Consider the following 19865-nt stretch of genomic DNA (forward strand, 5'->3'; position numbering starts at 1 on the left):
CGAATGAATTAGAGGGGAAGGGGCGAGATCAGCTGATCTTGCACTCTTTCCCTTTTTTATGGAGAAATTGCGTTTTTGCTAATTTCTGCTGCTAAACAAGACAACCCCCGTATTCTTTAGTACAATAAACCAAGAGAATTTGAAAGGAAGCGACAGCATGCGACTAGCAGAGGTCATTGTAGATGTACCCACCAGACAAACTGACCAGCCCTTCACCTACGCAGTACCGCCGGCGATTGCGGCTTATTTAGAGCCGGGTATGCGGGTGGCAGTCCCCTTTGGCCGTAGTGACCGACTGATCCAAGGCTTTGTAATGGCCTGTCGTGAAGGCGAGCCCACCACCGAACTGAAAATGATTGAGACGGTTCTCGATGCGGCACCGGTCTTGAATCAGGAATTGCTGGAGCTGGCAGAGTATATGCGCAGACGCACTTTTGCCTTTAAAATTACCTGTTTACAGACGATGCTGCCTAGCGTGATGAAGTCAGCCACAGTTAAATATTTTGTGCCGGTGGACTTGTCGCCAGCAGAACGTGAAGCTTACTTCAATGATGAGCGCCTATTATGGGAAACCGCCGAAGAGGCCGGCTGGCTACCACAAATGTTAGCTTGGCGTAAGGCTGAAAAAATTGCGCTGCATTATGAGGTTAAGACCCGTAATAAAGTTCAGACCCAACGCTATATTGCCCCGCTTTTAACCGCGGCTGAATATACCTTAGAAAAACAAAAAATCAGAAAAAATGCCGTACAGCAACAAGAACTGTTGGAGGTATTAGCCAAGGCAACTAACGCTTTTCCTCAAAGCGCGTTACCGACTGTCACCTTAGCAACCTTGAAAGTAGGCGTCAAAAAAGGCTGGCTAGCGTTAGAAGAACGGGAATTATACCGGGATCCTTATAAAGAGCATGACTTTAAGCCTTCAATTCCGCTAGCGCTGAATAGCGAACAACAGGCGGCTTATGAGGCGATTACCAAGAGCCAACAGACTTTTCTACTTGAGGGAATTACCGGTAGTGGCAAAACAGAAGTCTACTTACAAGTGATTGCCCAAAAGTTGAAAGAGGATAAAACCGCGATTATGCTGGTGCCGGAAATTGCTTTGACACCGCAAATGGTCAATCGTTTCAAAAGCCGTTTTGGCGATGAGGTGGCGGTCCTGCACAGTGCTTTGTCACAAGGTGAAAAGTATGATGAGTGGCGTAAGATTGAACGCGGTGAAGCGCGGGTAGTCGTGGGGGCTCGTTCAGCCATTTTTGCCCCATTAATGAATATTGGGGTCATTATTATTGATGAAGAACATGAATCTAGTTATAAACAAGAAGAAACGCCCCGCTACCACGCTCGGGATATCGCCCTGTGGCGGGGTGAGTATCATCACTGTCCCGTTGTTTTAGGTAGTGCGACACCATCTTTAGAAACACGGGCGCGGGCTCAAAAAGGCGTCTATCAACTATTACGGTTGAGTCAACGGGCCAATAGCCAAGCGCTCCTGCCGCAAGTCGAAATCGTTGATATGCGGCGAGAACCCAGCAAACGGATGAGTATTGATTTCTCCAATACTTTGATGGAAAAAATCCAAGATCGGCTGACGAAAGGCGAGCAAACGGTGTTGATGCTGAATCGCCGCGGCTACTCCTCTTTTATCCTCTGTCGAGATTGCGGTTTTGTTTTAGACTGTCCGAATTGCGATATTTCATTGACGCTACATATGGATACGAAAACCATGAAATGTCACTATTGCGGGCATGAGGAACGGATTCCCCACCATTGCCCGAATTGCGGTAGCGATAAGATTCGCTATTTTGGAACAGGGACACAAAAGGTGGAAGAAGAGTTGCATCAACTTTTTCCTCAAGCACGAGTTTTGCGCATGGATGTTGATACAACCCGCAAAAAAGGCGCTCATGAAAAACTCTTGACGGCTTTTGGCAACCAAGAGGCCGATATTTTATTAGGAACGCAAATGATTGCTAAAGGGTTGGATTTCCCTAACGTCACGCTAGTAGGAGTACTGAACGCGGATACGGCGTTGAATTTGCCGGATTTCCGCTCCAGTGAACGCACCTTCCAACTGCTGACCCAAGTTAGTGGTCGAGCAGGGCGGGCGGAAAAGCCAGGTGAGGTAGTGATTCAATCCTTCAATCCTGAGCATTATGCAATCCAGCTAACACAACGGCATGACTATGAGACCTTTTTCCGAGAAGAGATGAAGACGCGCCATCGCGGCGATTATCCGCCTTACTATTTCACTGCTCAAATCACCGCTAGTCATAGTAGTGAAGAGGTGGCTGCTGGGAAGATTTATCAAATTGCTCACGAGCTGAAGCAATCTCTATCCGAACAAAGTATTGTGCTGGGACCTACGCCGAAAGCAGTGATGCGGGTCAACAATCGTTACTATTACCAATTGATTATTAAATATAAGCAAGAGCCAGCCTTACAAAAGGCATTAGAAAAAATATTGTATGACACTCAAGGGGAAGCTGCCAAAGGTCTTTTGATCTCCATCGATAGCGAACCAATGTATTTTATTTAAGAAAGGAAATTTATGATACACCCAATTGTAATCCATCCAAGCCCGCTCTTAAACAGACCGGCAAAACCTGTCACGATGATCACTGATGACATCGTGACGCTATTAGATGATATGTATGAGACAATGGTAGCCCATGACGGAATTGGGTTAGCTGCGCCGCAGATTGGCAAAAACCTGCAGATTGCCGTCATTGAAATCGATGAGGAAACGGGCTTGTTCGAACTGATCAATCCAGAGATTATTGAGGCTAAGGGCGAAGATATCGATGTGGAAGGCTGCCTAAGCATTCCCGAGACGTATGGTACCGTTAAGCGTGCCGATGAAGTGACAGTTCGTTATTTTGACCGTGAAGGGGAAGAAATTGAAGTAACGGCCTATGGTTACTTAGCGCGAGCCTTTCAGCATGAGCTGGACCATTTACAAGGAAAATTATTTATCGATCAAATGATCGAACGCATTCCCCCTGATGAATTAGAAGCATATATGGAGGCGCATTTAGATGACTAAAATCGTATTTATGGGAACACCAGCCTTTTCAGTCCCTATTTTAGAGGGCTTGTTAGAAGACTATGAAGTGATTGCCGTGGTAACTCAACCAGACCGCCCAGTGGGACGTAAAAAAGTAGTCACGCCACCACCAGTCAAAGTAGCAGCTTTGGCCCACCAGATTCCGGTCTTGCAACCGGAAAAAATCAGTGGTTCTCCGGAATTGGAGACTATTATTGCCTTAGCGCCTGATGTGATCGTCACAGCGGCTTTTGGTCAATTTTTACCGGAACGTTTATTGCAAGTACCGCGCTTTGGTGCGGTCAACGTGCACGCGTCTATGCTGCCTAAATACCGTGGCGGTGCCCCCGTCCATTATGCCATTATGGAGGGGGAAAAAGAGACTGGCGTGACCATTATGGAAATGATCAAAAAGATGGACGCTGGCGGTATTTACAGCCAACAAGCTATTCCCATTACACCCCAAGATGATGTCGGTACGATGTTCGATAAACTAAGTATTCTAGGCCGTGAGCTGTTGCTGGATACCTTGCCGGATATTTTAGACGGCAGCTTGAAGCCGACGCCGCAAAATGAGGCAGAGGTTAGCTTCTCACCTAATATTAGTCGCGAACAGGAAGCCATCGACTGGCATAAAACAGCGTCCGCAATTGATTGCCAAGTTCGGGGCATGCGTCCTTGGCCAATTGCTTTCACCACATATCAAGATACACGCTGGAAATTATGGGCGGTCAAACCGCTAACTGAAACCACCAACGCAGCTCCAGGAACCATTATCCGGCGCACTAAAAAAGAATGCTGGATTGCCTGTGGTGAAGGGACTGTCTTAGCCGTAGAAAAATTACAGCCGGCGGGTAAAGGTCAGTTGGCCATCCAAGAATTCTTGAATGGTGTCGGGCAAAAAGTAGCTGAAGGACAGCGGGTGGAATAATGAAAATATCAGCAGCAATGAAAAAGTCCGTTCGCTTTCAGGCACTACAAACATTGGAGCGAATTGAAAAGGGCGGCGCCTATTCTAACTTATTATTAAATGATGTGATTAATCAGCAGCAGTGGATCCCGGCCGACCGAGGTCTCTTTACGGAACTAGTCTACGGGACGACTGCTCGCAAATTGACTTTGAACTACTACATCAGCCAATTTGTGGACCGTAAGCTGGAGGCTTGGGTGGAGACGCTTTTAGCTATGAGCTTTTACCAGATGTTTTTCCTAGACCGAATTCCGGCCCACGCGGTTATCAATGAAGCGGTAGAAATTGCGAAAAAGCGTGGAAATATCGGCGTCAGCAAATTAGTTAATGGTGTCTTACGTAATGCCCAACGTCGCGGCCTCCCGGAATTGCCGCAAACTGATCCGCTGCAAGAAACGGCCTTAGCGGTCAGCTTACCTGTTTGGTTAGTAGAAAAGTTAGCGGAACAAATCGGTTTAGCGGAAACGCGGCAATTAGGGGAAGCACTCTTAGAGCCCGCTCATGTTAGCGCCCGCGTAAACGGTATTCCTCGAGCAGAAGCCATTAGTGCTTTAGCCGCCGATGGCATTGAGGTGTTGCCTAGTGAAGTGTCGCCTTACGGGGTAGTGGCTGAACGGGGACATTTAGCCAGCAGCCAATTGTTTCAGTATGGGGGATTAACCATCCAGGACGAAAGTTCCATGCTCGTTGCGCCAACTATGCGTTTGACGCCGGATGCCCAGGTTCTGGATGCTTGCGCGGCGCCAGGCGGGAAAACCACCCATATCGCCAGTTTCCTTGAGGCGGATCAAGGTGGCAAGGTGACAGCCTTAGATATCCATGCTCACAAAATTAAATTAATTCAACAAAATGCTGCTCGTTTGCATGTGACCGATGTTGTAGAGACTCGTCAACTAGACGCCCGCAAAATTGGCGCAACTGGTGAACAATTTGACCGGGTTTTAGTGGATGCCCCATGTTCAGGCTTAGGACTGATGCGCCGCAAGCCAGATATCAAATATCATAAAACGGCAGCGGATTTTGCTCAACTTCCTAAAATTCAACTGGAAATTTTGGAAAGTGCTGCTCAAACGGTCAAACCTTCGGGTATAATAACTTATAGTACTTGTACGATCGTAGCAGAAGAAAATCAGGAAGTCGTAGCGGCTTTTCTGGCACGGCATCCTGAATTTGAAAAGATTCCTGTAGAAGTAGATGCAGCGGTTCAGCCCTTTGTTCAAGAGGATATGCTGATGTTGTATCCACACTCCTTGCATACAGATGGCTTCTTTATTTGTTGTATGCGGCGGAAATAAAGGCAACGAGGTGAAATCATGAGATTTAACATCCAAACTGATGTCGGTAGACGGCGTAATACAAACCAAGACTATGCGGCTGTGTTTGAAAATCAAACGGGTCAATTACTTGCGGTTTTAGCAGATGGCATGGGCGGTCACCAAGCGGGAGACGTAGCCAGTCAGATGGCAGTTAGCAATCTAGGCGAAGATTGGCAGCAAACCGTGACAGAAACGCCTGAGAAAGCAATACAATGGTTGATTCGTCAATTTCAACAAGAAAATGAAGTAATCAATCGCACCGGTCAGGAACAACCAGAGCTATTAGGCATGGGCACGACACTAGTCGCAGCAATCTTATTTCCAGAAGTTTTCGCATTAGCTCACGTAGGGGATAGCCGGGCCTATCTCCTAAGAGACGGTCAGATTCGTCAATTGACGGAGGATCATTCCTTAGTGAACGAGCTGGTGAAATCGGGGGAAATCACTCAAGAAATGGCGGCTAACCATCCACGGAAAAATGTGCTGACGCGTTCGATTGGCATGCCTGGTACAGTAGAGGTGGACGTAACGACGATTCAATGGACAGCCGATGATTATTTACTATTCTGTTCGGACGGCTTGACGAATATGGTCAGCGATGCCACGATAGCTGAAGTTGTCAATGGACCAGGTTCTTTAGTGGACAAAAATGAACGTTTGATTTTTCTAGCCAATGAAGCTGGCGGATCAGATAATATTACCGTGCTCTTGATTGCACTGGGAGAGGAGGCAGGACAATGATTGACATCGGCTCGAAATTGAGTGGCCGCTACAAAATCATCGGCAACATTGGTAGTGGTGGTATGGCAAATGTATTTTTAGCACATGATTTAATCCTAGATCGTGACGTGGCAATCAAAGTCCTGCGCTTTGACTTCCAAAATGACAAGGCGGCAATTCGCCGTTTCCAGCGTGAGGCGTTGGCAGCAACGGAATTGGTGCACCCCAACATTGTCAGTGTCTATGATGTCGGCGAAGAAGATGATTTGCAGTATTTGGTGATGGAATACGTGAAAGGCATGGATTTGAAACGCTATATCCAACAATACTATCCGATTCCTTACGAGCGGGTCGTAGATATCATGGAGCAGATTCTGTCTGCCATGTCTTTGGCTCACGCGCACCGCATTATTCACCGTGACTTAAAGCCGCAAAATATTCTGGTGGATGAAAATGGTGTGGTGAAGATTACCGATTTTGGGATTGCCATTGCGTTATCAGAGACCTCTTTGACACAAACGAATACCTTGTTAGGCTCTGTCCACTATATGTCGCCAGAGCAAGCACGAGGCAGCATGGCCACTAACCAATCAGATATTTATGCTATGGGGATTATTTTGTATGAGATGTTGACTGGTAATGTTCCGTTTGACGGTGAGTCAGCGGTGACTATCGCCTTAAAGCATTTCCAAGATGAGATCCCTTCAGTCCGCAACGTGGACGGGAATATTCCGCAAGCGTTGGAAAATGTGGTGATGAAAGCAACGGCTAAAGATCCGGCTGACCGCTATAAAACGGTGGATGAGATGTCAGAAGATTTGCGGACCGTTTTATCACCTGAGCGAGCGAATGAGGTTCCCTTTGCACCAAGTGCGATGCTAGAAGAAACGCGAATCATCGATCCTATTACGGACACCACCCCAATGCCGGAAGCCTTCAAACAAATGGAGACACCTGTGGAGGAGCCGGTAATAGAACCCGTAAAACCCGTCAAAAAGAAAATGTCTCGTAAGAAAAAACTGCTTTTAATTATTGCGGCTATTCTGGGGGTATTTGCTATCGGCGGCTTGGTTTATGCCTTTTCTGGCTCTAAAGCTGTGGTGGTGCCTGATGTGACTAATCTGACAGAAGCGGCTGCTAGACAGCAGTTACAAGATGCTAAATTAGCCGTCGATGACAAAGTTCGCGAAGTACCGGATGATGAAATCGAAGAAGGTCATGTAGTGAAAACCAACCCAGCTGCTGGTGACGAAGTCAAACCGGGTAAAAAAGTCGTCCTTTATGTCAGCAGTGGTACCGAAAAAGTTAAACTGGTAAGCTATGAAGGGCAGAGCCTAGACGACGTAAAAGCTGATTTGTTGGAGCTTGGGTTTACCAAAGACCGGATTATTGAAGAAGAAGAGTTTAGCGATTCCGTTGATAAAGATAAAATTATTAAGCAAGACCCAGCTGTAGATGCTGAAGTGGATCCCAAAAAAGATACGATTACCTTGACTGTCAGCAAAGGACCGCAAGCGTTCCAAATCGGGGATTACATTGGCGGCACACAACAAAATGCGGTGAATGATCTTGTTTCAAAAGGTATTGCCGAAGGAAACATCAAAATTACCAAAGTTGCTAGTAATTCGGCGGCCGATGGTGTGGTCATTGATCAAAGTCCAGGTGCCTATGCAGAAGTTAACCGTGACGCAGTTGTTGAGTTGACTGTCAGCAGCGGAGCGAAAAAGGAAAAAATGCCAAATCTGGTGAATAAAAATAAAGATGATGCAGTAGCTACTTTGAAAGAATTGGGCTTCTCTGATGACCATATCGTGGTGCAAGAGAAAACCGATGATTCAGTGGCAGCCGGTAAAGTCATTAGTCAAAGTAAAGATGCCGGTAGTGATGTGACACCAAGCAACGATACTGTTACCTTGGAAGTCAGCACAGGCACAGGAAAAGTTACACTGGAAGATATCAGTAACTATTCTAAGAGTGAGGCGCGTAAATACATGTCGGATGCGGGACTTAGCACGATTGAACGCAGTGAACCATCCAATAGTATTCCTTCTGGCGAAGTGATTCGCACGGAACCAGGCGCGGGTACAGAGGTGAATGCTGGTAGTACGGTGACTATCGTATTTTCTACTGGCCCCGATCAAACTCAAACTAGCACCGGTAATAGTGAAACCAATACTAGTAGTAATGATTAATGAAGATAAGATCTTCAGAAGGCAGACAAGGGTCTGCTTTCTGAAGATTTTTTTGTATTGGGAACCCGATGTTTTTTCAGAATCCTCTTTCGAAATTATGGTAGAATGAAACACGAGGAGGCGAAAGCATGCAAGGACAGATCCGAAAAGCCCTAAGTGGTTTTTATTATGTCTATAAAGACGGAGAAACACTTCAAACCCGCGCCCGTGGGAATTTTCGCAATCGTAAAATCACCCCGCTAGTTGGCGACCAAGTGATTTTTTCCAGTGATAACCCAACAGATGGCTATTTATTGGAGATTTTACCGCGAAAAAATGAATTAGTCCGCCCGCCACTGGCAAATGTGGATTTGGGTGTGATTGTCATGAGTATCGTAGAACCTAATTACTCTACTAATTTGCTGGACCGCTTTTTAGTAACCCTTGAATATGAAGGCATCCAGCCAGTCATTTATTTTACTAAATATGATCTTGCAAGTGAAAATGAGCGGCAGGCGATTCGGGAAATCCAGAGAATCTATATGGCGATTGGCTATGAGGTTTTGATTGCCGATGGCGTGAGCGCTACCCAAGAATTGATACGGTTATTTCCAGAACGATTGACCGTTTTTATGGGACAATCCGGTGCAGGTAAATCTACGCTGTTAAATGCGATTGCACCCCAACTGAAGCTAGCAACTGGTGAAATCTCGACTTACCTAGGCCGAGGCAAACATACCACGCGTCATGTAGAACTCCTGCCTTTGTATGACGGGCTAGTTGCGGATACTCCTGGCTTTAGTTCGATTGATTTTTTAGAAATGGAAACCAGCGAGCTGCCCAAACAGTTTCCAGAGTTTGTGCGGGCCTCAGTCCATTGCCGTTTCCGCGAATGTATGCACCGCAAAGAACCCGGTTGCGAAGTGAAGCGTCAAGTGACTACAGGTGAAATCGCTCAAGATCGGTATGATCACTATGTGCAATTTTTGACGGAAATCGAAAATCGTAAACCTATCTATAAAAAGAGAAAGTAGGAATCTATTATGAAAATTGCTCCTTCTATTTTAAGTGCTGACTTTGCCAATCTGGCGCGGGATATCCAACTAGTGGAACATGCTGGTGCTGATTATATCCACGTTGACGTGATGGATGGGCAATTTGTGCCCAACATCACCTTGGGACCCAATATCGTTTCCGCGATTCGGCCGGTGACGAAGTTGCCATTAGATGTCCATCTAATGATTACGGAACCAGAACGTTTTATCGACGATTTTGCGAAAGCTGGGGCTGACATTATTACGATTCATCAAGAGGCTTCCCCCCATATCCATCGAGGCATGCAAATGCTCAAAAATGCTGGTGTTAAAGCCGGGGTCGTCATCAACCCAGGGACTCCAGTTGCCATGATCGAGCATGTGTTATCAATGGCCGATCAAGTATTGATTATGACCGTTAACCCGGGATTTGGTGGTCAAAGCTTTATTGAAGAGACAGTGAGTAAAATTGCGCGACTGGCGGAATTAAAAGCGGAAAAAGGCTACCATTACGATATCGAGGTAGACGGTGGCATTGATCCCGAAACAGCTAAAATCTGTAAAGCTGCTGGTGCCAATGTGTTTGTAGCAGGTTCCTACATTTATAATGCGGAAAGCCCGAAAGATCGGATCGATGCCTTACGGGAGGCCTTGGGAGAATGAAAGTAGTCGTGGTCGCCGGTGGGCCGCAGGTGGTCATGCCCGTGATTCCGCCGGCTGATCATTATGTCGGTGTTGATCACGGGACGATGGTCTTGCTAGAGCAAGGCCTACCCGTCAGCTTGGCTGTCGGTGATTTTGATTCGCTATCACCGGCGGAATGGGTTCGCGTTTCGCAACAGGTTCCAGCAATCAAACAATCAATTCCTGAAAAAGATGATACAGATGTTCAGTTGGCGCTTTTAGAGGTGTGGCAGCGTTGGCAGGAAGCAGAAGTAACTTTGTTAGGGGCGACGGGTGGCCGCTTAGACCATTTTTTGGCAAACTTATGGCTTCCTTTGGAACCGCGCTTCCAACCTTATTTGTCACAACTAGAACTACGGGATCGCCAGAACGTGATTCGCTTTTATCTGCCTGGTAACTATACGGTAGCAAAAGTGGCGGATATGCATTATTTAGCCTATTGTTGTCTGACGCCTGTGACTCATTTGACCTTGACAGGGAGTAAATATACACTGACAGATGTTGCAGTCAAAGTACCAACCTCATATGCCAGTAATGAATTTCTGACGGACACGGCTGACTTTTCATTTGCCAGTGGTTTGATTGCCGTGATTCAAAGTCGCGACGCCTAAAGCAAATAAACAATAGCCCCTAAGCTCGAGCAGCTTAGGGGCTATTGTGGCACAAAAAAACCGTTACCTCAAAGAGATAACGGTAGAAAGTTATGATTAAACACGCTCAACTTTTCCAGATTTCAAAGCACGAGTTGACACCCAAACTTTTTTAGGTTTGCCATCGATCATAACGCGAACTTTTTGTAAGTTAGGTTTAACCGTACGCTTTGTAGCATTCATCGCGTGAGAACGGTTATTGCCGCTGCTGGTTTTACGACCAGTAAAGTAACAAACTTTTGCCATTATAAATTCCTCCTTTGCCTTGATGTTGGAGCGATAGTATTCAGCTCATACTAAAATAATTTATCATAGTCAGTCCACTTTTGCAAGCAAGTCTTTTGAAATAATATTGACATTTTCATGCAAAACAGGTAAATTATAGCAATGTCAGGTCATGTCGTAAAGAATAACTGTCGGTGTAAAAAGATGACAGTTTCTTTCTTTTACCCTACCCCTATGATAAAATAAGTGGGAGAAAATAGGAAATCCCTGAAGGAGGATGGCTCAATGGCTGTAAAAATCAAAACCCAAGCAGGCACCATTGAAATTGCAAATGAAGTAATCGCAACAGTAGTTGGCGGTGCAGCAACAGACATTTATGGCATTGTCGGCATGGCAAGCAAAAATCAAATCAAAGATAATCTCAATGAAATTTTAAGAAAAGAAAACTACTCCCGTGGCGTTGTCGTACGACAAGAAGAAAATGGTATCGCAGTCGATGTGTATACGATTGTTAGTTATGGTACCAAGATTTCGGAAGTTTCCCGCAACGTACAAGAAAAAGTGAAGTACAATTTGGAAACAATGCTGGGTGTTACCGCAAACTCAGTCAACGTTTTTGTACAAGGCGTACGGGTGTTACCTGATTAGGCATAGGCCAGTCAGTGAATCTGAAGGAGGATTATTTAGGTGAAGGTAACAAATATAAGTGCGAGTCAGTTCCAAGAAATGGTTCAGGCTGGTGCTAGTCGCTTGCAGGCGAATGCAGAATATGTCAATTCATTAAATGTCTTTCCTGTACCGGACGGTGATACAGGAACCAATATGAATTTATCGATGACCAGTGGCGCGAAAGCTGTAATCGATTCACGCTCAGAAAAAGTGGGCGAGTTGGCGAATGTATTATCAAAAGGTTTATTGATGGGAGCTCGCGGGAATTCTGGCGTTATTTTGTCACAGCTATTCCGTGGCTTTTCAAAACAGATTCCTGATGTAGAAACATTGACAGCTGGCGATTTAGCAAAAGCTTTTACTCATGGGGTAGAAACAGCTTATAAAGCCGTAATGAAACCTGTTGAAGGAACAATTTTAACCGTTGCTCGTGAAGCAGCTAAAGCTGGGGAACGTCGTGCCAAAGACAGCGATGACTGCATCGCCGTAATGGAAGCAGTCGTTCAAGGGGCAAAACGCTCATTGGCGAAAACACCAGAATTATTGCCAGTTTTAAAAGAAGTCGGCGTAGTAGATAGCGGCGGCCAAGGTCTGCTATTTATTTATGAAGGCTTTTATGAAGCGCTATCTGGCAAATTTGAACAATCTGAATTATATGAAATCACGCCCGCTGAAATGGATGAAATGGTGAATGCTGAACATCACCGCAGTGTGCAAGGTCACATGGCAACGGAAGATATCAAATTTGGTTACTGTACTGAAATCATGGTTCAAATCGGCGAAGGTCCAACGGTGGACAGCGAGTTTGACTACGAAGACTTCCGGAACTATTTGGACGGCTTAGGTGATTCTTTATTAGTAGTGAATGATGATGAAATTATCAAAGTTCACGTGCACACGGAACACCCGGGTGAAGTCATGAATTACGGGCAAAAATTTGGTTCTTTGGTAAAAATCAAAGTCGACAATATGCGCTTGCAACATGAATCTATCTTGGAGCATGATCAACAAGTCGCAGAATTTGCTGATGAAGCTGAAGCCCGCAAGCCATACGGAATCATCGCGATTGCCGCTGGCGAAGGTGTTCAAGAACTTTTCCGTAGTTTAGGCGCCAACTATATCATTAGTGGCGGTCAAACAATGAACCCAAGTACCGAAGACATCTTGAAAGCTATCAAGGAAGTCAACGCGGAACAAGTCATTGTTTTACCAAATAATAAAAATATCTTTATGGCCGCAGATCAAGCTGCAGAAGTCAGTGACGTAGCAGTGGCAGTGGTACCAACAAAAACGATCTCCCAAGGGATGACTGCGATGTTGGCCTTCAATGATCAAGCTGATTTGGAAGAAAACCGCGCTAGCATGATTCACATGTTAGAAAGCGTAGTCAGTGGTCAAGTAACCACGGCAGTTCGTGATACGACGATTGACGGCGTAGCTATTAAAAAAGATGATTATTTAGGGATGATTGATGGAAAAATCGTAGTCTCAGAACGCGATATTTTCAAATCTTCACTAGAAACGTTAAATAAAATGATCCAACCGGACACTGAGATTGTGACGATCATCGTGGGTGAAGGCGGCTCGCAAGCGCAAGCTGAAGAGTTGGCTAACGCTTTGGAAGAAGATCATGATGACTTGGAATTAGAGATTCACCAAGGAGATCAGCCGGTTTATCCGTACCTGTTCTCAGCGGAATAACTTTGCTAGAGCTGGGACAACTCTTTGAGTTGATCCCGGCTCTTTTTCAATTACAGATGAAAGGGGGAATTATGGATGAGGACCCTGCAAGATTCCATTACTGTGCTAAGTGGCGTTGGTCCTAAACGAGCCGAGCATTTGCAAGAATTGGGGATTCGCACGGTGGAGGACTTATTGACCTATTATCCTTTCCGCTATGACGATATCCAAGAGAAAAATCTATTGGAAATCCAGGATCAGGAAAAAGTGACCTTAAAGGGAACCGTCATTTCGGAAGCAGTAGTTAGCCATTATGGTTATAAGAAAAATCGCTTGCTGTTTCGGATGATGCAAGACCACGCCGTCATCAATGTTTCCTTTTTTAATCAGGCATTTCTAAAAGATAAAGTGGTAGAGGGGCAAGAAATCGCGGTTTATGGGAAATGGGATGCTAAACGTAAATCGCTAAATGGCATGAAGATTTTAGCCACTACCAATGAGTTCGATCCCATCTACCATGTTAATAAGCACGTGCGCCAGAGTACCCTGATTCAACTGATTCAGACGGCTTTTCCATTATATGGGGAGCTTTTGAAGGAAAATCTTCCCGCAAGTTTATTGGAAAAATATCGACTTTTACCAAGGGAAAAAGCTGTTTATCAGATGCATTTTCCCGTCGATCCAGCCGAACACCATCAAGCCAAGCGGCGTCTAGCCTTTGAGGAGTTATTCTTCTTTCAAATGAAGATCCAGGGGCTGAAACGGCAAGAGAAAGCCGCGCGCCACGGCACCCAGATTCCCTATGATGTACTAGCGCTGAAAAATTTTACCCAACAACTTCCCTTCGAATTGACGCAAGCTCAAAAACGAGTAACCAATGAGATTTGTGCGGACCTGCGAAAACCGGAACATATGCAACGCCTTTTGCAAGGGGACGTTGGTAGTGGCAAGACCGTTGTCGCTGCTATTGCTTTATATGCCGTGAAGACTGCTGGCTTTCAAGGAGCCTTAATGGTGCCTACTGAAATTTTGGCGCAGCAGCATTTAGAAAGTTTGCAGGGGCTGTTTGGTGAGCAAGTTCGTGTGGCTTTATTGACGGGCTCTACGAAAACGAAGGAGCGCCGCGAAATCTTAGCAGACTTAGCTGATGGCACGATTGATGTGATTGTGGGAACGCACGCCTTGATTCAAGAGGAAGTCCATTACCATAAACTAGGGCTTGTGATTACCGATGAGCAGCACCGCTTCGGGGTCAATCAGCGGCGCATCTTCCGCGAGAAGGGGCATCAGCCAGATGTGTTATTCATGACCGCCACACCAATCCCCAGAACGTTAGCTATCACAGCATATGGCGAGATGGATGTTTCCATTATTGATGAACTACCAGCAGGAAGGATTCCCATTGAGACGCGTTGGGTCCGGCCACCTCAGTTTGATGATGTGCTCCATTGGGTGGGAACAGAGCTTAAAAAAGGGCACCAGTGTTATGTGATTTGTCCCTTGATTGAAGAATCGGAAGCCTTAGATGTTAAAAACGCGACCGAAATCTTCCAACACGTCCAAGATTATTTTGCCCCTAACTATCAAGCTGGACTTTTGCATGGTAAGATGAAGGCGGCTGAAAAAGATCATATTATGCAGTCCTTTAAGGATAATGAGTTACAGCTTTTGGTTTCCACCACCGTCATTGAAGTGGGCGTCAATGTGCCTAATGCGACGGTGATGCTGATTATGGATGCCGATCGTTTTGGGTTAGCCCAACTCCATCAGCTGCGGGGGCGGGTAGGCCGAGGCGCTGATGCTTCTTATTGTATCTTGATTGCGGCACCTAAAAATGAAATGGGCGTCGAACGGATGAAAATCATGACCGAAACCAATAATGGCTTTGTCCTTAGTGAAAAAGATTTAGAAATGCGCGGACAAGGTGAACTTTTTGGTAATCGGCAATCAGGCATGCCAGAATTTCATGTTGCTGATTTGATTTTGGACCAGCCAATCTTAGAGGCAGCCAGACTGGAAGCCCAGCTGTTATGGCAACAGGACTGGTGGCAACAACCGGAATATCAAGTATTACGTGAAAACTTACAATTAGCAGCGGCAACGCAGCATTTTGATTAGGAGGAAGACAATGAGAATTGCAGTAGATGCGATGGGCGGCGACAATGCGCCTCAAGCAATTGTAGAAGGGGTTATGCTGGCGAAACAAGATTTCCCCGAGATTGAATTTCAATTATATGGGAAGGAAGATGCAATCCGTCCTTTCTTGACAGACGAAACCAACATCACTATTATCCATACGGAAGAAAAAATCAATAGCGATGACGAACCAGTCAAAGCGATTCGCCGTAAGAAACAAGCATCAATGGTCTTGGCGGCCCAGGCCGTGAAAAATGGCGAAGCAGATGCGATTTTTTCCGCGGGAAACACAGGGGCTTTATTAGCGGCTGGTTTATTCATCATTGGCCGTATCAAAAATATTGAACGTCCAGGCTTGATGTCTACGCTGCCCGTTCTAGGCAAAGAAGGTGGCTTTGACTTTATGGACCTTGGCGCCAATGCGGAGAATCGTCCGGAACACTTGGCGCAATATGGCGTACTAGGTTCTTTTTACGCCGCCCAAGTCCGCGGTGTTAAAAATCCGCGGGTAGGGTTATTGAATAATGGTACCGAGGCATCAAAAGGCAGCGAGCTGACGAAAAAAGCTTACGAACTTTTAAGTGCCGAAGATCTGAATTTTGTCGGCAACGTGGAAGCCCGCGACTTGTTGAATGGCGTTGCTGATGTGGTGGTCACTGACGGCTTTACTGGTAACGCCGTGCTGAAATCTATTGAAGGCACAGCTTTAGGGATGATGAGCTTATTAAAAGGCGCTATTCTGGATGAAGGTCTTAAAGGAAAAATGGGGGCTTTATTGCTGAAGGATGCTTTGCGCGGCTTGAAGAATCAAATGGACTACTCGCAACATGGCGGTGCCGTATTGTTTGGTCTGAAAGCACCGGTTATTAAAACCCATGGGGCAACTGGTCCAGAAGCAGTGAGATATACCATTCGTCAAATTCATACCATGCTGGCTACCGATGTGGTGGGACAATTAGTCCGTCATTTTGAGCAATCCCCAGAAAAAAGCTGATTTTTGCAAAGAAATCGACATTTTTTTGTAACAATCTGTAAAAATCCATAGACAAAAGGATAGTTTATCAGTAAAATGGAGTTTGTCACTCGAAACCTAGCAGAAAAATACGTTTTCAAACGTACCATTGGAGGTGAATGCAAATGACTCGTGAAGAAGTTTTTCAAAAAGTCAGTGCAATCATTGCTAAGCATTTTGACGTTGATGCTGACAAGGTAACTGATGCGATGAGCATTAAAGATGACCTTAACGCCGACTCGATCAGTGTCATGGAATTTGTCTTGGAATTAGAAGATGAATTTGGTACTGAGATTTCTGATGAAGATGCAGAGCAAATCGAAACAGTAGGAGCGGCTGTCGATTACATTGCCAACCATTTATAGAAATAGAATGTGAATAAAATAACAATTGATTAAATTATTTTAATCAATTGTTATTTTTTTATAGAATGAATCGATTACTTGTGGTATTTTTCTGAAAATTCTACATATTTTGTTCTTAAAAATCTTGCAATGTACTAAGGTTTTCTATATAATTATTAAGAATCTATTATACTCGGTTAAGAGTAAGATTTGTTGCGAAGCCCACAAATCGGCTTTACGACGGGATTTGAAATGTATAAAAAAACATAATCCTACTATATTGAAAGATGGAGAGGGGTATTCGTTTGTCAACCGATAACCAATTATTGGATGTTCAAAACCTACACACGGGGTTTCGTATCAAGGATGAATTTTATGACGCCGTCGATGACGTTTCCTTTACATTAGAAAAAAACGAAATTCTGGCGATTGTAGGGGAGTCCGGCTGTGGCAAGAGTACATTAGCCACCACGATCATGGGTCTATTAGATCCAAATAATACACGAATCACCGGGGAAGTGCTTTACAACGAACTCAATCTAACGAATCTAAACGAAACACTTTACAATAAGATCCGTGGAAATGATATTGGCATGATCTTCCAAGATCCATTGTCTGCATTAAATCCTTTGATGCGTATTGAAGACCAAATCTCAGAAGGTTTGTCTTACCATACCGACTTAGACAAAGAGCAACAACATGCACGCGTGATCGAATTGTTGAATCAAGTAGGGATTCCTAATCCTGAACGAGTTGCCCGTCAATACCCTCATGAATTATCTGGTGGGATGCGACAACGGGTCATCATCGCCATCGCTATCGCCTGCAAACCACCAATTATTATTGCTGATGAACCAACCACCGCTTTGGACGTAACCATCCAAGCGCAAATTTTGGACTTATTAAAAGACTTGCAAGAAGAAACGGAAGCCGGCATCATCCTTATTACCCATGACTTAGGGGTTGTAGCGGAAATGGCTGACCGCGTGGCTGTCATGTATGCAGGTCAATTCGTGGAAGTTGCAACGGCTGAAGAGCTATTTGCAAACCCACAACATCCTTATACACGCTCATTGCTAAATTCAATTCCGCAAGAAGACGCTCATGATAGCGAACTACACGTAATTGAAGGCGTGGTACCTTCATTGAAGAACTTACCTCGTAAAGGTTGTCGGTTTGCTCCGCGGATTCCTTGGATTCCAGAAAGCGACCATGAAGAAAATCCAACCTTGCATGAAGTAGCACCAAATCATTTGGTACGTTGCACATGTTACCAACATTTTCATTTTAGAGAAGGAGAAGCGTAGATGGCTGAAGAATTAATTCAAATCAAAGATCTGAAAGTCCATTATCCAATCCGTAGCGGCTTCTTCAACCGTGTAACTGACCACGTATACGCGGTGGATGGTGTTGATTTCATGATCGAAAAAGGGAAGACCTATGGACTAGTAGGAGAATCCGGTTCTGGTAAATCGACTACCGGTAAAGCAATCGTAGGTCTAGAAAAAGTTACTTCCGGCGAGATCATTTACAAAGGAACGGACGTAACAACTCGTCACAAACGTAAATCGATTGAATACAACCGTGATGTACAAATGATTTTCCAAGATTCAATGTCCAGCTTAAACCCAAAAAAACGGGTTTTGGATATCATTGCTGAACCTATTCGTAACTTTGAACGCCTGAGTGATCAGGAAGAAAAGAAACGCGTTAAATATCTGTTAGATATCGTTGGGATGCCAGAAGATGCAATTTACAAGTATCCCCATGAGTTCTCTGGTGGTCAGCGGCAACGTTTAGGGGTGGCCCGAGCGGTCGCAACAAACCCTAAATTGATCGTAGCCGATGAGCCAGTATCAGCCCTTGACTTGTCAGTTCAGGCGCAGGTGTTGAACTTCATGAAACGTATCCAGCAAGAATTCGGCTTGAGCTACTTGTTTATCTCCCATGACTTAGGGGTCGTTAAACATATGTGTGACAACATTGCCATCATGTACAAAGGCCGTTTTGTTGAGATTGGTTCACGAGAAGATATTTATACGAATCCGCAACATATTTATACAAAACGTTTACTTTCGGCTATTCCGCGGATTGATGTACCAAATCGCGAAGCCCATAAAGAAAATCGTCGTCGTGTAGAAGAAGAATATATCACCCATCAAAAAGATTATTATGATAACACGGGTCGTGTTTATGACCTGCACCCGATTTCTGATACACATCAAGTTGCATTGAAACCAGGGGGTGCTGAATAATGTGGAAAACAATTTTACGTCGTTTGTTACTGATGATCCCGCAAGTCATTATTCTGAGTATCTTAATCTTTATGTTGGCAAAAATGATGCCAGGGGATCCATTTACAGGATTGATCAATCCAAACCAAGACCCAGCCGTTATTGAAGCGTTGCGGGAAAAAGCTGGTTTGAACGATCCTTGGCCTCAACAATACTGGCGTTGGATTTCCAATGCGGTACAAGGGGACTTTGGACAAAGTTTTATCTTTAAACTACCTGTTTCTGATTTGATTGGCGACCGTGTTGGTAATACCATGTTACTTTCATTAGTAACGGTTATTTTGACTTACTTGATTGCGATCCCATTAGGTTTGATCGCTGGTCGTTACCAAAACTCTTGGTTCGATAAAGTGGTAGTCGTTTATAACTTCTTCAGTTTTGCAGTGCCATTGTTCATTTTTGCTTTGATCATGCTGTTTGTTTTTGGCTACCGTTTAGGTTGGTTCCCAACTACCGGGACCGGGACGATCGGGTTGACCGGTTTTGCTGCCTTTACTGACCGTATGTATCATATTATCTTACCAGCAATCACCCAGGCATTATTGGGGACGGCGGTAACGATCCAGTACCTACGTAGTGAAGTTATCGATTCAAAATCATTAGACTTTGTGCGGACGGCACGTTCTAAAGGGGTACCAACAGGAAAAGTCTTTACTCGACATATTTTCCGGAATGCCTCTTTACCAATTGCTTCGCAAATGGGCTATGAAATTACTTCCTTGATTGCCGGTTCGGTGGTTATTGAAAAAATCTTTGCTTATCCTGGTATTGGGAAACTGTTTATTGATAGTATTGTTCAACGGGATTACTCCGTTATTACTTCCTTAGTCTTGATTCTTGGGTTAGCTACTTTGATAGGGACATTATTGTCTGACATTATCATGAGTATCGTTGATCCACGTATCCGGATCCAATAA

18 protein-coding genes are annotated in these 19865 nt (G+C 44.8%); 17 read left to right on the top strand and 1 reads right to left on the bottom strand.

Annotated features, from left to right (window positions below):
• Nucleotides 1–157 precede the first annotated feature (157 nt).
• The 9 genes from priA (at nt 158) to ECA01S_RS08855 (ending at nt 10549) form a co-directional block, all read left to right on the top strand.
• Complete coding sequence (gene priA / locus ECA01S_RS08815) at nt 158–2536, top strand: primosomal protein N' (protein ID WP_067394160.1); 2379 nt, start codon at nt 158–160, stop codon at nt 2534–2536.
• Nucleotides 2537–2548: 12 nt separating this feature from the next.
• Nucleotides 2549–3043, top strand: a complete 495-nt coding sequence (gene def, locus ECA01S_RS08820) for a peptide deformylase (RefSeq protein WP_067394163.1) — start codon at nt 2549–2551, stop codon at nt 3041–3043.
• Nucleotides 3036–3974: a methionyl-tRNA formyltransferase gene (gene fmt, locus ECA01S_RS08825; protein ID WP_067394165.1), complete on the top strand. Its 939-nt coding sequence runs from the start codon at nt 3036–3038 to the stop codon at nt 3972–3974. Before def ends, fmt begins: the two co-directional genes overlap by 8 nt.
• A 17-nt stretch (nt 3975–3991) precedes the next feature.
• Nucleotides 3992–5308 (top strand): 16S rRNA (cytosine(967)-C(5))-methyltransferase RsmB, encoded by a 1317-nt coding sequence (gene rsmB / locus ECA01S_RS08830; protein ID WP_373277551.1) that lies wholly within the window; start codon nt 3992–3994, stop codon nt 5306–5308.
• An 18-nt stretch (nt 5309–5326) separates the two neighbouring features.
• On the top strand, nt 5327–6070 hold the full coding sequence (locus ECA01S_RS08835; RefSeq protein WP_067394171.1) for a Stp1/IreP family PP2C-type Ser/Thr phosphatase: 744 nt from the start codon (nt 5327–5329) through the stop codon (nt 6068–6070).
• A complete protein-coding gene (gene pknB / locus ECA01S_RS08840) occupies nt 6067–8241 on the top strand; it encodes a Stk1 family PASTA domain-containing Ser/Thr kinase (protein ID WP_067394176.1) in 2175 nt (724 codons plus the stop codon). The genes ECA01S_RS08835 and pknB overlap by 4 nt, the downstream gene beginning before the upstream one ends.
• Before the next feature lie 128 nt (nt 8242–8369).
• On the top strand, nt 8370–9254 hold the full coding sequence (gene rsgA, locus ECA01S_RS08845) for a ribosome small subunit-dependent GTPase A (protein WP_067394179.1): 885 nt from the start codon (nt 8370–8372) through the stop codon (nt 9252–9254).
• Between the two features lie 9 nt (nt 9255–9263).
• Complete coding sequence (gene rpe / locus ECA01S_RS08850; RefSeq protein WP_067394182.1) at nt 9264–9917, top strand: ribulose-phosphate 3-epimerase; 654 nt, start codon at nt 9264–9266, stop codon at nt 9915–9917.
• Nucleotides 9914–10549, top strand: coding sequence for a thiamine diphosphokinase (locus ECA01S_RS08855; protein WP_067394185.1), 636 nt, complete (start codon nt 9914–9916; stop codon nt 10547–10549). The genes rpe and ECA01S_RS08855 overlap by 4 nt, the downstream gene beginning before the upstream one ends.
• A 96-nt stretch (nt 10550–10645) precedes the next feature.
• Here the strand turns inward: ECA01S_RS08855 and rpmB are convergent, their stop codons facing one another.
• Entirely contained in the window at nt 10646–10834 is a 189-nt protein-coding gene (gene rpmB, locus ECA01S_RS08860) for a 50S ribosomal protein L28 (protein ID WP_010756473.1), read from the bottom strand.
• Between the two features lie 264 nt (nt 10835–11098).
• Between rpmB and ECA01S_RS08865 the strand changes: the two genes are divergently transcribed.
• From ECA01S_RS08865 to opp4B, 8 genes are all read left to right on the top strand, one after another.
• On the top strand, nt 11099–11461 hold the full coding sequence (locus tag ECA01S_RS08865; protein WP_067394188.1) for an Asp23/Gls24 family envelope stress response protein: 363 nt from the start codon (nt 11099–11101) through the stop codon (nt 11459–11461).
• Nucleotides 11462–11500: 39 nt separating this feature from the next.
• A complete protein-coding gene (gene fakA / locus ECA01S_RS08870) occupies nt 11501–13183 on the top strand; it encodes a DAK2 domain-containing protein (protein ID WP_067394191.1) in 1683 nt (560 codons plus the stop codon).
• Nucleotides 13184–13258: 75 nt separating this feature from the next.
• Complete coding sequence (gene recG / locus ECA01S_RS08875) at nt 13259–15280, top strand: ATP-dependent DNA helicase RecG (protein ID WP_067394194.1); 2022 nt, start codon at nt 13259–13261, stop codon at nt 15278–15280.
• A 10-nt stretch (nt 15281–15290) separates the two neighbouring features.
• Entirely contained in the window at nt 15291–16292 is a 1002-nt protein-coding gene (gene plsX / locus ECA01S_RS08880; RefSeq protein WP_067394197.1) for a phosphate acyltransferase PlsX, read from the top strand.
• 143 nt (nt 16293–16435) lie between these two features.
• Entirely contained in the window at nt 16436–16675 is a 240-nt protein-coding gene (gene acpP, locus ECA01S_RS08885) for an acyl carrier protein (protein ID WP_067394200.1), read from the top strand.
• Nucleotides 16676–16941: 266 nt separating this feature from the next.
• Nucleotides 16942–17961, top strand: coding sequence for an ABC transporter ATP-binding protein (locus tag ECA01S_RS08890; RefSeq protein ID WP_067394202.1), 1020 nt, complete (start codon nt 16942–16944; stop codon nt 17959–17961).
• The gene (locus tag ECA01S_RS08895; protein ID WP_067394205.1) at nt 17962–18909 is read left to right on the top strand and encodes an ABC transporter ATP-binding protein; all 948 of its coding nucleotides are present in this window, start codon (nt 17962–17964) and stop codon (nt 18907–18909) included. It begins immediately after the preceding gene.
• Complete coding sequence (gene opp4B, locus ECA01S_RS08900; RefSeq protein ID WP_067394207.1) at nt 18909–19865, top strand: oligopeptide ABC transporter permease; 957 nt, start codon at nt 18909–18911, stop codon at nt 19863–19865. Before ECA01S_RS08895 ends, opp4B begins: the two co-directional genes overlap by 1 nt.

The sequence above is a fragment of the Enterococcus canis NBRC 100695 genome (assembly GCF_001544375.1).
Lineage (GTDB): Bacteria > Bacillota > Bacilli > Lactobacillales > Enterococcaceae > Enterococcus_H > Enterococcus_H canis.

Coding starts and splice junctions, on each gene's coding strand:
- priA (WP_067394160.1), top strand. CDS start 158: ATGCGACTAGCAGAGGTCATTGTAGATGTACCCACCAGACAAACTGAC.
- def (WP_067394163.1), top strand. CDS start 2,549: ATGATACACCCAATTGTAATCCATCCAAGCCCGCTCTTAAACAGACCG.
- fmt (WP_067394165.1), top strand. CDS start 3,036: ATGACTAAAATCGTATTTATGGGAACACCAGCCTTTTCAGTCCCTATT.
- rsmB (WP_373277551.1), top strand. CDS start 3,992: ATGAAAAAGTCCGTTCGCTTTCAGGCACTACAAACATTGGAGCGAATT.
- ECA01S_RS08835 (WP_067394171.1), top strand. CDS start 5,327: ATGAGATTTAACATCCAAACTGATGTCGGTAGACGGCGTAATACAAAC.
- pknB (WP_067394176.1), top strand. CDS start 6,067: ATGATTGACATCGGCTCGAAATTGAGTGGCCGCTACAAAATCATCGGC.
- rsgA (WP_067394179.1), top strand. CDS start 8,370: ATGCAAGGACAGATCCGAAAAGCCCTAAGTGGTTTTTATTATGTCTAT.
- rpe (WP_067394182.1), top strand. CDS start 9,264: ATGAAAATTGCTCCTTCTATTTTAAGTGCTGACTTTGCCAATCTGGCG.
- ECA01S_RS08855 (WP_067394185.1), top strand. CDS start 9,914: ATGAAAGTAGTCGTGGTCGCCGGTGGGCCGCAGGTGGTCATGCCCGTG.
- rpmB (WP_010756473.1), bottom strand. CDS start 10,834: ATGGCAAAAGTTTGTTACTTTACTGGTCGTAAAACCAGCAGCGGCAAT.
- ECA01S_RS08865 (WP_067394188.1), top strand. CDS start 11,099: ATGGCTGTAAAAATCAAAACCCAAGCAGGCACCATTGAAATTGCAAAT.
- recG (WP_067394194.1), top strand. CDS start 13,259: ATGAGGACCCTGCAAGATTCCATTACTGTGCTAAGTGGCGTTGGTCCT.
- plsX (WP_067394197.1), top strand. CDS start 15,291: ATGAGAATTGCAGTAGATGCGATGGGCGGCGACAATGCGCCTCAAGCA.
- acpP (WP_067394200.1), top strand. CDS start 16,436: ATGACTCGTGAAGAAGTTTTTCAAAAAGTCAGTGCAATCATTGCTAAG.
- ECA01S_RS08890 (WP_067394202.1), top strand. CDS start 16,942: ATGGAGAGGGGTATTCGTTTGTCAACCGATAACCAATTATTGGATGTT.
- ECA01S_RS08895 (WP_067394205.1), top strand. CDS start 17,962: ATGGCTGAAGAATTAATTCAAATCAAAGATCTGAAAGTCCATTATCCA.
- opp4B (WP_067394207.1), top strand. CDS start 18,909: ATGTGGAAAACAATTTTACGTCGTTTGTTACTGATGATCCCGCAAGTC.